Annotated in this window: 18 protein-coding genes (1 of these 18 cut by a window edge); all 18 read right to left on the bottom strand. The window is 39.4% G+C overall.

All coding sequences use genetic code 11. The features are described from left to right. Nucleotides 1–72 precede the first annotated feature (72 nt). Entirely contained in the window at nt 73–612 is a 540-nt protein-coding gene (locus ACVBDY_RS13155; RefSeq protein WP_447175930.1) for a hypothetical protein, read from the bottom strand. A gap of 107 nt (nt 613–719) precedes the next feature. Continuing rightward, the gene (locus ACVBDY_RS13150; protein WP_447175929.1) at nt 720–1,454 is read right to left on the bottom strand and encodes a sulfite exporter TauE/SafE family protein; all 735 of its coding nucleotides are present in this window, start codon (nt 1,452–1,454) and stop codon (nt 720–722) included. A 263-nt stretch (nt 1,455–1,717) separates the two neighbouring features. Beyond that, nucleotides 1,718–1,813 carry a hypothetical protein gene (locus ACVBDY_RS13145; RefSeq protein ID WP_447175987.1) on the bottom strand — a complete coding sequence of 32 codons (96 nt, stop codon included), beginning with the start codon at nt 1,811–1,813 and terminating at the stop codon, nt 1,718–1,720. Beyond that, nucleotides 1,782–1,976: a hypothetical protein gene (locus tag ACVBDY_RS13140; protein ID WP_447175928.1), complete on the bottom strand. Its 195-nt coding sequence runs from the start codon at nt 1,974–1,976 to the stop codon at nt 1,782–1,784. Before ACVBDY_RS13140 ends, ACVBDY_RS13145 begins: the two co-directional genes overlap by 32 nt. Before the next feature lie 241 nt (nt 1,977–2,217). Next, complete coding sequence (locus ACVBDY_RS13135) at nt 2,218–2,673, bottom strand: hypothetical protein (protein WP_447175927.1); 456 nt, start codon at nt 2,671–2,673, stop codon at nt 2,218–2,220. 66 nt (nt 2,674–2,739) lie between these two features. Further along, complete coding sequence (locus ACVBDY_RS13130) at nt 2,740–3,180, bottom strand: Hsp20/alpha crystallin family protein (protein ID WP_447175926.1); 441 nt, start codon at nt 3,178–3,180, stop codon at nt 2,740–2,742. Between the two features lie 268 nt (nt 3,181–3,448). After that, nucleotides 3,449–3,613, bottom strand: coding sequence for a hypothetical protein (locus ACVBDY_RS13125; RefSeq protein WP_447175925.1), 165 nt, complete (start codon nt 3,611–3,613; stop codon nt 3,449–3,451). Nucleotides 3,614–3,772: 159 nt separating this feature from the next. Continuing rightward, nucleotides 3,773–4,399, bottom strand: coding sequence for a hypothetical protein (locus ACVBDY_RS13120; RefSeq protein WP_447175924.1), 627 nt, complete (start codon nt 4,397–4,399; stop codon nt 3,773–3,775). Between the two features lie 39 nt (nt 4,400–4,438). Beyond that, nucleotides 4,439–5,017, bottom strand: coding sequence for a TetR/AcrR family transcriptional regulator (locus ACVBDY_RS13115; protein ID WP_447175923.1), 579 nt, complete (start codon nt 5,015–5,017; stop codon nt 4,439–4,441). A gap of 36 nt (nt 5,018–5,053) precedes the next feature. Beyond that, entirely contained in the window at nt 5,054–5,230 is a 177-nt protein-coding gene (locus tag ACVBDY_RS13110) for a nucleoside triphosphate pyrophosphohydrolase family protein (RefSeq protein WP_447175922.1), read from the bottom strand. A gap of 214 nt (nt 5,231–5,444) precedes the next feature. After that, on the bottom strand, nt 5,445–5,777 hold the full coding sequence (locus tag ACVBDY_RS13105; protein WP_447175921.1) for a nuclear transport factor 2 family protein: 333 nt from the start codon (nt 5,775–5,777) through the stop codon (nt 5,445–5,447). Nucleotides 5,778–5,790: 13 nt separating this feature from the next. Next, on the bottom strand, nt 5,791–6,336 hold the full coding sequence (locus ACVBDY_RS13100; protein WP_447175920.1) for a DNA-3-methyladenine glycosylase I: 546 nt from the start codon (nt 6,334–6,336) through the stop codon (nt 5,791–5,793). A gap of 31 nt (nt 6,337–6,367) precedes the next feature. Further along, nucleotides 6,368–7,270: a helix-turn-helix domain-containing protein gene (locus ACVBDY_RS13095; RefSeq protein WP_447175919.1), complete on the bottom strand. Its 903-nt coding sequence runs from the start codon at nt 7,268–7,270 to the stop codon at nt 6,368–6,370. A 68-nt stretch (nt 7,271–7,338) separates the two neighbouring features. Then, on the bottom strand, nt 7,339–8,145 hold the full coding sequence (locus ACVBDY_RS13090; RefSeq protein WP_447175918.1) for an SDR family oxidoreductase: 807 nt from the start codon (nt 8,143–8,145) through the stop codon (nt 7,339–7,341). Continuing rightward, nucleotides 8,145–8,954: an SDR family oxidoreductase gene (locus ACVBDY_RS13085; RefSeq protein WP_447175917.1), complete on the bottom strand. Its 810-nt coding sequence runs from the start codon at nt 8,952–8,954 to the stop codon at nt 8,145–8,147. The genes ACVBDY_RS13090 and ACVBDY_RS13085 overlap by 1 nt, the downstream gene beginning before the upstream one ends. 687 nt (nt 8,955–9,641) lie before the next feature. Next, entirely contained in the window at nt 9,642–10,814 is a 1,173-nt protein-coding gene (locus tag ACVBDY_RS13080) for an alpha/beta hydrolase-fold protein (protein ID WP_447175916.1), read from the bottom strand. A 215-nt stretch (nt 10,815–11,029) separates the two neighbouring features. After that, nucleotides 11,030–12,250 (bottom strand): OprO/OprP family phosphate-selective porin, encoded by a 1,221-nt coding sequence (locus ACVBDY_RS13075; RefSeq protein WP_447175915.1) that lies wholly within the window; start codon nt 12,248–12,250, stop codon nt 11,030–11,032. A 317-nt stretch (nt 12,251–12,567) separates the two neighbouring features. Then, nucleotides 12,568–12,885, bottom strand: the 3' end of a protein-coding gene (locus ACVBDY_RS13070) for a lysophospholipid acyltransferase family protein (protein ID WP_447175914.1). Its footprint extends 1,494 nt past the window's final position; the window shows 318 of its 1,812 coding nt (coding positions 1,495–1,812); its start codon lies beyond the right edge, outside the window; the stop codon is at nt 12,568–12,570.

Here is a 12,885-nt window from a genome sequence, read left to right as displayed (position 1 = left end):
TTTAACTAAGGTGAGTTTCGATATAACGAAACCACCGGACTAAAGATTCCATTATTAACCGCTGCCCGGTCCTTACAGATATCTATGATACACAGATATGGGTTTCTTCCGCTTTGTAACGACCTTGTTTTGCCGTATAACAAGTTTATTCCTTACCAAAACCGTTTCAAAGTGCGGTACTTGTAAACCCTTCTCCTGCATAACGGCTTTGTTCTCCCGCACAGTGGTCTTGCCTTGCCGCATAACAAGTTTGTTCCTTATCAGAACCGTTTTAAAGCGCGGCACCTGTAAACCCTTCTCCCGCACAACGACCTTGTTCCCCCGCACAATGGTCTTGTTTCGCCACATAACAAGTTTGTTCCTTATCGAAACCGTTTTAAAGTGCGGTATCTGTAAACCCTTCTTCCGCACAACAACCTTGTTCTCCCTCACAATGGTTTTGTTTCGCCGCATAACAAGTCTGTTTCTTATCAAGACCGTTTCAAAGTGCGGCACTTGTAAACCCTTCTCCCGCATAACAACCTTGTGTTCCTGTACAATGATTTTGTTCTGCTGCACGACAATAAAAAAGCACGGGGGTTCGAAATTGAACCCCCGTGCCTGGGTCTGCATCCCGCGTATCAGGAAACCCTTCCTGCGTATTTGTAACCTCCATCCACCTGCACGATGCACTTGCGGACCGGCAAAACCACGGTTGAATCGAGAAAGAATAGTACGAATTATACCACCAAGACATTCGATACTATCGTAACTATCCCTATTATCAATATCAGAAAGAGGACTAAACGCTTGAACTGATCGTGGGAAAACCGGTTTAATATTTTTTTGCCGATATATGTTCCCACAATGCTTACTACAAGCAATATGAAGATCAGGTAAAGGTGTTCCCAGCGTACATATCCGTTGAGAGAATAGACCACGCTCCTGCTCATGTCTATGGCCAGATCGATGATTGCCGAAGTGGCTATAAAGCGGTCCTTGTTCAGGTTAAATGCGGCCATGGTCATTCCTCTTATAGCCCCTCCGGTGCCCAAAAGCCCCGCACTAAGCCCGGAAAGTGTCCCTCCGGCAATTGCATTTTTAGTTGTCGGGTTTATATGTAATTTCTTAATGAGCAAAAACAGGGCACTGAACACGATGAGAAAACCTCCTAAGATCAGGGAAAGCAATCCGGTATTGACAAATTTACTTCCATAGGCTCCGACGGTAACAAAAATAACGGCAGGGATCCCCAGGTTTATGACCAGTTTCTTATCAATCCCTTTCCTGAAGAAAGCTATTTTGGTAACATTGCTGGCGAGGTGAAACAAAGCGGTGATACCGAGTACGGATTGAAAATCCAGAAAATAATTGGCTATGGGGACAAAAAACACAGAGGACCCGAATCCCCCTACGGTACCCAGGATTTCTGCAATCAGGGAAAGTACAATAAACAAAGGCAGGTATCTTAACACGATGATTATTTTTATACACCGCTAAACTAATGCCGGGAATACACAAATAAAATGATATCGCTCATCTGGTCTGTAAATATCATGGTATTTTGCTTGCCGGACTTTTCCCGTGTTGCCAGTCATGTAAATTTTGAAAAAACATATCTGCGATATTGGTCAATGTTTCTGCAGTAAGAAAAGCGTGATGGGAAGTGATCAGGACATTAGGCATACCGATCAGTTTCTTTAAGATCATATCCTCAATTCCTGTTTCCGAGAAGTCTTTAAAAAAAGAATTCTTTTTCCCACTCGTTCATATCGATCCCTAATGCGCCGATTGTTTTGTTTTCAAGAACCTCCAGCCGGTCTTCCGTCTTTATTATAGTCCCTCTTGCCGTGTTGATTATTATTGCTTCGTTTCGTGTTATTCAAGGGAGTGTGAAGGAAGATAACATCGGCCACTTCTAACCCGATACGTCTCGCAGCCTTGCAATTGCCACGATCATGCCCGGCAGACCTCAGGGCTATATACTTAACGCCCATTTCCTTCTGTATTTCCAGTACAATTAGGGAAGCATCGTCCCCGGTATAAGAGAAACCGTATTGAAATTCAATGCCAGGACAGCGGTATCAGGGGTGAGGTATTCTTCCGTGAAAACCATCTGAAGATTATAATAATCTATTTTACAGCATCAAGGCTTTTAAAAAGCCTTGATGCTGTAAAACAGGATTTTCATTGAGCAGACTTTTCTATTATTAATAAAAGGAAATAAGCTCGGGATCTTTATTTTTTATACTTTCCGCCGATAAGGTTTTTCCCGTCGGTTTTCCTCATAATATCGTAAACCGTTTGAAATATCTCTTTTTTCAGTTCCTTGAAACCAAGGGTAAACTGCTCTGCCTTTTGTTGTATTTTTCTATGAGCAATCTTTACTTCCCTTTCTTCATAAGGTTGATCTATACCGTCCAACAGCACAATCAGTTCATTTTGATGATCTCTGACCTGTTTTATAAGACGGGGAATCTGTTTTTTGTATTCCGACAATCTTTCCACAAGTTTTTTGGTTTGTGCATAGTTTTGCTCGGTGCTTAATTTTATGAAATAAGTACCGAGCAGTTCGTCGAGAAAATGCGATTCGGTATGCGCAAACTCAAGTTCGGAAAGCCATTGCCTGGCATCTTCGTGCATCTCCTCCGCACTTTTCCATTCCACGTATTTAATGTTTGTGTACAGGACCATTTTATCTTTAATTAAAAGTTAGAAGAAAACAGGGAGTTTTGTAACTCCCCGTTCTCAAAAATTTCTTTAATGAACCTCTATTGCCCTGGAAGAGGACACCTTGGTTTCTTCTTTTTTAGCCAGGTTAAGCCGGAGTATCCCATTTTCGTAGGTAGCTTTAACCTCTTCTTCCTTTACGCTATCGGGCAGTAATAAAGACCGGTGAAAAGAATTGTAGTTAAACTCCTTTCGGGTATAGTTGTCTTTATTTTCTTCCTTTGATTCTTCCCTTTCGGCACTGATGTTCAGGTAGCCGTTTTCTACGGTAATCCGGAAATCCTTTTTGGAAAGGCCCGGGGCTGCCAGTTCAATTTCGAATTCGCCTTCCTTTTCTCTGACGTTTAAGGCCGGCTGTTCTAAGACAGTCTTGTCCAAAAAACCATCCCTGAAAAAATCGTCCATGTCGAAAAACCTGGATAACCCGGAACCGGACCATGGTAACCTGTTGTTAAACTTGATAAGTGACATAACTGTAAATTTTTGATGTTAAACAATTTATGACACTAAATTAGTTTTAGAAAAAGTGAATTGAAATGATAAAAATCAGTACAGTAAAAAAATAAGGCTATTACATATAATTTCTCTTCAGGGAGAAATCGGCAAATTAGGATCATCCCCAAAGCACCGGCTATCATACCAAGCAAAAAGCAAGTGGAAGGTAATCAGAGCCAATCCGTTGCCTTAAGGCCATCGGTGTTTGTATCAGAGTTCTTATGACTAAAACTATTACGCATAACTAATCATCGGGAAACCTTATATGTTCTTCCAAACATTCTATTTCTTCAAAAGGTAATAGTTGCAGAGCATGTTCCAACGCCGTCTGTATATTGATATGCGATTGGGGAATAAGATCAGAGAATTTTCCGTCGGCATATTCCAAAGCAATGATACACACCTTCATAATTCCGGCTACACCATAAAGTCCGTTTTATAAAAAAGTTTATCCGAATCCGGACGTAGTTTATAAAACTTGCTTTTGGCCAGCTTCTCTATCCTTTCCTTTATTTTATGGTCGTCTTTGAGGGATAAAAACGATTTGCCTTAATTTGAAACAAATATTCTATATATGCTTCACAACAGGATCACGCAAAATTGTTTTGAGGTGCGCCTGACTTTGCCCGCTTTCAAAATTGGTTAAATGGATCTCGTGGTGCATCCCGGATTTTCTAAGTCCGTTCTTCGTTGCAAATTGTTGTAATACGGGAAGTGTTTCCAATTCTCCAGCAAAAGGCCCCAAATGTAAGAGTTGAACACATTTTCCCGCGGTATAGGTAAAACGTTCAAAGTTGCCGGCAAATGAATGTGCAGGCAAACCTTGCACTACCGTTTGAATGACTTGTGCAGTAATGTATTCCGGAATGCGGATAACAATTCGGTAATGGAGTAGGTTCAAATCTACTGTTGTATAGAAATTCCCGATATCCACGAAACCTGTTTGCTCTTCATCATACCAATAGAAAATTTCTACTGTGGTACTTTTAAATGCTTTATCAGTTCCTTCATATTTCTTTTGCAGTTCTTCTGCAAAATGTGTGATTGCCTTTTTCTTTTCGTAGAAAGCAGTGGTTCCCGGACTACCTTCTCCAAGGATAGAAATATAAGTAGCTATGGGTATATCGACCAATTCCGGTTGTTCACTCGCCGTATAATAGCTCCTGTATATCTCTTGTAGGTTTAAAGCATTCATAATTATAAAATGTTTGTTTCAAAATAATAACCAAAAAAATTATTGACTTATTTCATGGATTAAAAAATTTGCCATTTTCTTAATCCGTGTTTTATCGTGATGGATGATAAAAGATTCGTGCCAGCCTGTAAAATGGTTCATAATATAATCGGTCAGCATTTTTGCATCCTGAGTTACCGTGATTTCCTTTTTCTCCATCGCTTTATTTACCAGATCGATCAATAAATTATAAGTAAATTCGTTATCGCTTTTGATGATCTTCTGCACTTTCTCATCGCTTGTGGCAACTTCAAACGTCGTTTTGATGGCCAGGCAACTGTTGGGTTCGTTGGTAATTGTATACACAGAAGAGTGAATAAATTTTTCTATGGCTTTCAGCGGGGATTTGATACGCTGCAACTCTTTAGTCGCAGCTTTCATCCTGGACTCGGTATAATGTTTAATGCTGCGAATAAAAAGTTGGTGCTTGTCACCAATAGTGTTATACAGGCTACTGCTGTTGATGCCCATAGCTTCGGTCAAATCACGCATTGTGGTACCATTGTATCCCTTTTTCCAGAACACATCCATCGCCCTGGAAATCGCTAATTCTTCGTCAAATTCTACATTTCGTGCCATAGCTGTTAGTTCATATAAATTCCTGAAAAAGTACTTTTAAAATAATTTTTCCGTCTTATTTAAAAATCTTTCCGTAACCTCTTCGATATCCATACCGGCACGATCGGCCAGTATGGTGAGCCACCAGATGCATTCCCCTAACTTGTGTTCCAGGTCCTCCGCAGTATTATCCTTAGGCCAGCGTTCCTGTTGCGACATTATATTCCTCCCCACCAACCCGGCATCGGTTAAGAATGCCAGGGTGTCTTCTTCTACCGTCCATTCGGTTTGATGGTTTTTCCTTTCAAGCTTATGATACGCTTCCCTGACGATCGTAAACGTTCTTTCAATTCAGCAAAATCCAAATTTTTCATCTTTTCTATTGTAATGACATTGCAAAGATACTTTTTTAAAACGAATGTTTCAAAAAAGTATCTTAAAAGCAATATTATATTAAATCTGCCTGTACCGCGGCTATTTTATCGTCTTTAAAAGTAAAGTCAAAAATACCCCCTATTTTTCCTTCGGGGAAATCCCCGGCAAACTCCACTTCCAGGTGTGCTTTATCATCTTTGACATCCAGGTGTATCAATCGGGTTTGCGTATTATAACCTATAAAATAGCTTTCAAAGTAATTTCCAATTCCCGGGTGACCTTTAAATTTTCTTCCTACGGAAGGATCATCCAATACCGCATCTTTATGATACATTTCAAGATATTTTTCTGTATCAAAATCATTACTGGCCTTCAGCCAATCTGCAATAAATTTTTCTATATCCATTTGATTAATTGTTTTATCGGTTCCACATCGGCTTTTCTTTTAGAACCTGTTTATATATTTCACAATTTTCGGAATGTGCTCCCGGCAGGTATCCGATACTCATCAGAAATTCATTGACGATTTCGCCTCCTGTAAACTTGAAGGTTTTCTTGAAGAGTTTCATCCATTCCTGTAAAGTTTTCGGGTGATGATGTTCCAGCCATTTTTGAAATGAGCCATATTCCTTCTGCAATTCAATAATCGCCTGTGCATTGACAATTGCCGCATTTACTTTTAGTTTATTCCGGATGATCCCGGCATCACCCAGCAATCGCTCCCGGTCTTTTTCGGTGTAATTGGCCACCTTTCGGATATCGAAATTGTCGTATGCCTCTCGAAAATTCTCCTCCTTTTTTAAGATAGTTTCCCAACTCAATCCGGCCTGGTTGATTTCCATAAGCAATCTTCCGAACAGCTCATTATCATCGTGTATCGGGAAACCATAATGGTTGTCATGGTACTTTTTATGAAGGCTTTTTCTGGGCTCCGGTATTGTTTCTATGACATAACAGTAACTCATTATTCTATGTTTTTTAGTCTACTTTATATTTCTAATTCAGGGAATTCTTATACTGCAATGGTGTTTGCTGCGTTTGCTGCTTAAACAGTTTATTAAAAGACTGCGGACGTTCAAAACCCAGTTGATAGGCAATTTCTGCCACGGAAAGATCGGTGGCCGTTAACAGGTATTTCGCCCTTTGCATCAATTTCTGCTGAATATGGGATTGTGTGCTTTGCCCGGTATGTGCGCGGAGCATATCCCCCAGGTAACGAGGCGAAACTTTTAAGTGTGCTGCCAGATCATTAACCGTCGGGATGCCGTTTTCCAGTGTTTTATCCGTATTAAAATACGCATCCAGGTAATTTTCCATTTGTACCACCAAATCATTATTCAAGGTTTTACGGGTAATAAACTGTCGGTTATAAAAACGATTGCTGTAATGCAGTAACTGTTCTATTTGGGAAACCATAATATCCTGGCTGAAATTGTCGATGGAGGATTGCAATTCATTTTCAATGGTATTGAAAATACGCACCATCATTTCTCTTTCTTTATCTGATAAATAAAGGGCTTCGGTTAACCCATAAGAGAAAAAACCATAATCTTTGATCGAATTTGCCAAAGCATACCCCCGAATAAAATCCGGGTGAAACAACAGGGTTATCCCGGCGTAATCCGCTTCTTCTTCCAGGACTTTTACCAGTTGTCCCGGAGCGTGAAAAGAGAGGTTCCCTTCGTCAAAATCATAATATCCCTGTCCGTATTTGATTTTTCCTTTAAAATTCCTTTTAAAGGAAACTTTATAAAAATTGAGTACCATTCCTTTGGAGAGTTCGGTGACATCTGCCTGTATGTTCCCGTAATCTACAAGACTGATCAAGGGGTGCATAGGCTTGGGTAATTCCAGGGCTTTATGTAGTGCTGAAATGGAATTAAATAGAATTGGTTTCATTATCATTGGTTTTTCTGTTGCCTTTATCTATTGAACTTTAATCGTATCAAAATCGCTGAGCTCTAAAATCATTCACTTACAAACATTGCTTTAATGTTTTGATACTGTTTTTCAGTCCCCAGGCTTAAACGATCATTATATAATGCGATACAATCCTTTCCGGCTATATACCGCAATTGATCTTTATCATCCGTAGCGGCTTTATAAACCACCCGGGCTATATCAATAGCCGGGGTATAACGATCTAACTGCTCCGGACTATACCCGGCACTTACTTTTGCCGTTAATGTCCCGTAAGCCGGGTGAACTCCCGTATCCATAGAACGGGTAGCAAAATCCGTTTTTATTCCCCCGGGAGCTATGATCTTGACATTTATTCCGAAATCTGCCAGCTCATAGGCCAGACTTTCCGAAAATCCGTCGACAGCAAATTTGGTGGCAGAATACACCGAACAGGTAGGAAAACCAACAAGACCAAAACTGGAGCTTATATTGATAAAGGCACCTGATCTTCTGGTTCTAAAGTAAGGAATAAATGCCTTTGTTACGCCTATCACGCCCAAAAGATTAGTTTGTACTTGTTTTGATATCTGTTCGTCAGTCAGTGCTTCCAACGGCCCTATAAGGCCGTACCCGGCATTGTTCATTACAAGGTCGATTTCGTAATCGTTGGTCACATTAGCTACCACAGATTTAATTTCCCGCAGATCGGTCACGTCCATTTTAAAAACGGAAACATTCTCCAACTGTGTAAGTTCCTGTTCTTTTTCGGGATTTCGCATCGCAGCGATAACCTGCCAGCCTTTTTTTTGAAATAATTTTGCCGTGGTTTTTCCTAATCCTGACGATGCTCCGGTAATGAAGATCGTTTTCATTATTGATACAATTTACTGATTTGTTCAAACTGGCTTTGTTGTCCTAATTTTTGACGATCCTCTGCAATTTTTTGCGCATCCGGTCCGGCCGCCACATATCTCAATTGCGGTTTATTATCGGTAGCGGCTTCAAATACTACTTTGGCTACATCTTCTGCGGAAGAAAAATGCACATCGGTACTTCCGTTTTCAAACCCGGCAATCATTTTATTCCATAACGGCGTATAGGCCTCACTTTCTATATACGCTAAAGAACGTCCTGCATAATCTGTGGCCATTCCACCGGGGGCAATGGTTTTTGAACGGATACCAAAGGATTGTAATTCATAGTTTATGGCTTCGCTCCAGCCCTCCAGCGCAAATTTTGTTGCACTGTAAACGGAGGCAAGGGGATTTGCGGCAATTCCGGCAGCAGAGGTCGTGGTTAAAAGGAGTCCTTTCTTTCCCTTTTCTCTGAAGTAAGTAATAAATGGCTGTGCAACATTTAATACACCTATAAGATTGGTCTCAATTTGACGTTGGATATCTTCTTGTGTATAGGCTTCAAATCCGCCCACTAATCCGTAACCGGCATTGTTGAAAACAACATCAATTTCAAATTGATTGAGTATCTTCCCGATTGTAGTGGTTACCTGTGCCCCATTGGTAACATCTAACGGATACAAATACACATCAGGGAGTGTATTCAATTCCGTTTCCTTCTGGGGATTTCGCATCGTGGCAATGACCTGCCAACCCTTTTCCTGAAATAGTTGTGCCGTTGCTTTTCCCAATCCGGAAGATGCCCCTGTAATAAAAATAGTTTTCATTGTGATAAGTTTTAAATTTCTATATCACAAAGGTCAGGGTAAACCCCTGCCAAAATGTTTCCGAACTGGTAAGTATTGTTTCCGGATTTACATAAGATATCATTTTTCTCGTTAAAAAGAGGTATAAAACCGCGAAGAAAGTAAACACCAGTAACCCTACGGGCATACTAATATTGATGGACGAGAAGATCTTATTGCTTAATTAGTTACGTCCCGATGTTTTTGATGTAGTTTCCGATCATGATCCGGTTGATAAAAAGGCAGACAACGTTTGGCCATTGTATAGGATTAATAGCACATAATAATCATGCCAAACGCATAAAACCTGCACATTGAATTTGACTAGCATACCTTCGTGCGGCTTTGATACACTTTGTGTTTTAAAATTGCTTATAATATCAACTGCAATTATCTTTACCTGAAGTAAAAATTCTAAAAAAGCATGGTTTCATTTAGGAAAGAGTGCTTTTATAAGGACTATCTCACAAACTTGACATTACTACTCCTTATCTATATGAATCTATCAGATATTGCAACATCCCCATACCCTTTTTTGGGGAGGCTCTTTCATAACAGATAAGGTTAATGATAAGTTTTAATCTGAAATAGAAGAACCGTTTTTTCCCTTTAGACCCACCAGCATAAAAGAAGTCAATAATTCTTTCCTTTTACAATTTTCGGATTTATTTATTTCCCCCCATTTTTCAATTTATTCAGTGCTTTTCTACCGGCTTGATTATCGGCATTCAAATCCACAGACTTCTCGTAGTTTTCTATGGCCAATTGTCTTTCTCCCTTTTTCATATATGCCTCTCCCATACTATCATATACATTCCATGAATCAGGATAGTTTTCTACGTTCTGCTTAAATATTTTAATGGCTTCGTCGATGTTATTTGATCTGAGTTGCCTATAACCAAAGTTATTCATAAAATCCTCTTCGGGTATCATGGTGTAACCAAACTCTTTCGATAATTTGTCAAAGTGTTGTTGGATCTCCTCATAGCTCATAGTGATTGTGCCATAATTATCTATGAACCAATCTTTATAGATAAATTTAAGTGCATCATACATGCTTTTATAAGTAACTGAAAAATGATTTTCTTCTTCATATTTTTTGAAGTCCCAATCTACACTTTCAGGCGCAAACATTGCCAGTTGCGAAACCATAGCATCTACAGCCTGAGTATTTTCATTTCCAATGGAAATAAAAAAATTATCAGAGAGATTTTTATAAGTTTTCAGAAACAATCGGAAATCATCAATAATTTTTGTGTTTCCTCCGTCAATATCAATTGCCGGACTCATAAGAATTGTTGAATTGAACAGATCAGGACTCGCTAATTTTGTATACAAACCAAAAAACCCGGCTAAAGAGTGGCCGGCTAAAATACGATATGGAGCCGTCCTGTAATTGGCCTCTATGTAAGACACGAGCTCATTTTGTATAAATTGTAAAAATTTATGTGCGCCATTATCATCGGACCGCAGGTTGTTTTCTCTTCCTTTTATCAAATGAACAGGCGTAAGGTCTCTTCCGCGCTCAACATTGGGAATGGCTACCACTATTATTTCAGGAATTCTGTTTCTATCATAACCCGAGAGATAATCCACAAGATCGGAAACACTCTTAAAATGGCCCTCCCCATCCAGCAGATATAATACCGGATAAATTTGATTAGTTGAATTGTAACCGGATGGCAAATGTACCCAGATACTACGGTCTTCCTCAAGTTCTTGTGAATTTATGAGAAACGCTTCATCATTATTAACAGGAATACGGTTTAATTGAGCGTGTAAAACTTTGCTCCAAAGTATAAGAAATAAGATAGTAATATAAATCTTTCCTGATAGGGCCATGAAATCAAATCACAAATCGGGGTCAGTATATTGGTTTAACAATAAGAACTCATTTTAACTTTTTAGATTGAAGCCAAAATAGAGGTTTTTGGTCCGGTCACAGTTTTTTTGATCCCGATGATTATCAGGATGGAAAAAGTTTAAACGAGTTCTAAATGACAGATTCTATCCAAAGACTAATATAAGAAAAAGAAATCAAGCATATATGTGCTTCATTAAAAAGAAATATCCCATTGCACCCGGAACCTGACTTTATCGTCTATACCATTATTGGCCACCTCATAATCAAAATGACTAATCTCCAGGGTAAGCTTGTTTTTATGTTCCTTAAAAAACCAGTTAAACGCCAGCGTCGCTTCTTCCTGAAAATCATCTTCTAAATCCGTATCCGGTGTAAACCGGGCATATCTGCCTGCAATTTCCAGTTGTTTCGGCCACCATTCGAATGTTGAATTAGCCAGATACCCTGCCTGCAGATAAAACCCTTCCATAGTTGTCAAATCGTTGGTTTCGGTCAACCGGTCTATAATATCCTTATGGTGCCATTCGGACTGCCAGCTAAAACCGTTATAAACAAATGCCGTCTCCAGGTTATATTGATTAACCCTGTACTGGCTGGCAACACCATCTTCAAATCCGTTTAAATATCCTCCTCCGGACTGGGAAAACCTGGTATATGGACTCCGGTTGGTAATTCCGGCAAGTGCAATAACAGCCTGGGGCTTATCGTGAAATTCAAAATCACTGCTTTTAAAACCCAAATCTTCTCCGAATACGTTCCATTGTATTCTTCCGAAATACATAAGATGCCTGTCGTCATTGTTATCGATTCCTCTTCCGGTGCCGGTAAATATCCCCGCCCAATAACTAAAATCGAGTATTCTACCATTTTTGAGTCTTCCGTAAAGCTCTACCCCCTGTTGCCTGTCTACCGTAAAAGGTCTGTTTATAATGGACCGGTCCATCATGCCCTGTTCACCGCTGCTGATACGGCGCTCCCTCGAATATTCCACTTTCCATTGCCCTACCTTAAGTTTTAACCATTCCCATTTCTCTATCATTACCCTAAAATCCAAAAGATTGGATCTTTGCATTTCGTACTCCCAATAATATTTAAGCCAGGGCTGGTACACATTTCCTCCTACCTTCAAACGTGCACGGTTCACTTCAAACAGGCTGTTATTTCCTGAATTATAATCGTCAAAAGTAACAGGATCCTGATCATCGGGTGTTGCAAAGCGAAATTGCACACGACCCTGTATCTGAAGCAAGTACTTATCATCAGAAGATTTCAGTTCAAATCCCCTGTTACCGTAATCTATTTTCCAAGAAGGGGGGACAGTATCCTTTTCCACCTGTTGTGCAGATGTATGAAGAGCAAAAAACAGACAAATAACCAAAAAGGTATGTGAACGAAAAAAGGTATGGTCAGTCATTCCTAAAATATAATTTTAAGCTAAGATTCTCCATTCTCATAGGGAGCTGTACTATGCATACTCTGATATAAAATCGGACAACAAAAAAGTGTTTAATCTTCACAAATACAATGGATTAAATGATGATAAACACTCCAAAAACAAAAAGCCAAAAATACAGAATTCTTTATAAAACGAGACCTGTTTTACCAAAAAGTTAATTTTTAGTTAAGCAAAGGATGAAATTGAAAGCAGTTTAGTGCCTTTGTATTAATATACCAAAGGACATCATACCGTCAGACTTGGTCTTACTCCTGTGTAAACCGGCAAATATGATTTTACTTATCGTTGTCGTTATTCATAAACTTGCGTTCCAATTCTTCCTGTAATTCTTCCATAACAGGTTTTACCGTACTTTCCGGAAGGTCTGCTATACGTATATACATCAGGCCATCCACAGAATTATTAAACAAAGGATCTACGTTAAAAGCAACCACCTTCGCATTTTGTTTTATATACTTTTTGATAAGCACGGGCAAACGCAGATTACCCGGTTCAACTTCATCGATAATTCTGTCAAATTTATTCAGGTCTGCCTCCGTTTCATCAAAAACAAAATCCTTATCCGCATCCTTAAGTTTAACCTTAAACTCCTT

It is taken from the genome of Sinomicrobium halophytocola, assembly GCF_052983395.1.
This window is presented reverse-complemented; position numbering and strand designations above follow the sequence as displayed.

Excerpts from the sequence above, each read along its gene's own strand:
- ACVBDY_RS13100 (WP_447175920.1), bottom strand. The coding sequence starts at position 6,336 with ATGAGTTACTGTTATGTCATAGAAACAATACCGGAGCCCAGAAAAAGC.
- ACVBDY_RS13075 (WP_447175915.1), bottom strand. The coding sequence starts at position 12,250 with ATGACTGACCATACCTTTTTTCGTTCACATACCTTTTTGGTTATTTGT.
- ACVBDY_RS13125 (WP_447175925.1), bottom strand. The coding sequence starts at position 3,613 with ATGAAGGTGTGTATCATTGCTTTGGAATATGCCGACGGAAAATTCTCT.
- ACVBDY_RS13115 (WP_447175923.1), bottom strand. The coding sequence starts at position 5,017 with ATGGCACGAAATGTAGAATTTGACGAAGAATTAGCGATTTCCAGGGCG.
- ACVBDY_RS13095 (WP_447175919.1), bottom strand. The coding sequence starts at position 7,270 with ATGAAACCAATTCTATTTAATTCCATTTCAGCACTACATAAAGCCCTG.
- ACVBDY_RS13080 (WP_447175916.1), bottom strand. The coding sequence starts at position 10,814 with ATGGCCCTATCAGGAAAGATTTATATTACTATCTTATTTCTTATACTT.
- ACVBDY_RS13135 (WP_447175927.1), bottom strand. The coding sequence starts at position 2,673 with ATGGTCCTGTACACAAACATTAAATACGTGGAATGGAAAAGTGCGGAG.
- ACVBDY_RS13090 (WP_447175918.1), bottom strand. The coding sequence starts at position 8,145 with ATGAAAACGATCTTCATTACCGGAGCATCGTCAGGATTAGGAAAAACC.
- ACVBDY_RS13140 (WP_447175928.1), bottom strand. The coding sequence starts at position 1,976 with ATGGGCGTTAAGTATATAGCCCTGAGGTCTGCCGGGCATGATCGTGGC.
- ACVBDY_RS13155 (WP_447175930.1), bottom strand. The coding sequence starts at position 612 with ATGCAGACCCAGGCACGGGGGTTCAATTTCGAACCCCCGTGCTTTTTT.
- ACVBDY_RS13130 (WP_447175926.1), bottom strand. The coding sequence starts at position 3,180 with ATGTCACTTATCAAGTTTAACAACAGGTTACCATGGTCCGGTTCCGGG.
- ACVBDY_RS13120 (WP_447175924.1), bottom strand. The coding sequence starts at position 4,399 with ATGAATGCTTTAAACCTACAAGAGATATACAGGAGCTATTATACGGCG.
- ACVBDY_RS13105 (WP_447175921.1), bottom strand. The coding sequence starts at position 5,777 with ATGGATATAGAAAAATTTATTGCAGATTGGCTGAAGGCCAGTAATGAT.
- ACVBDY_RS13085 (WP_447175917.1), bottom strand. The coding sequence starts at position 8,954 with ATGAAAACTATTTTTATTACAGGGGCATCTTCCGGATTGGGAAAAGCA.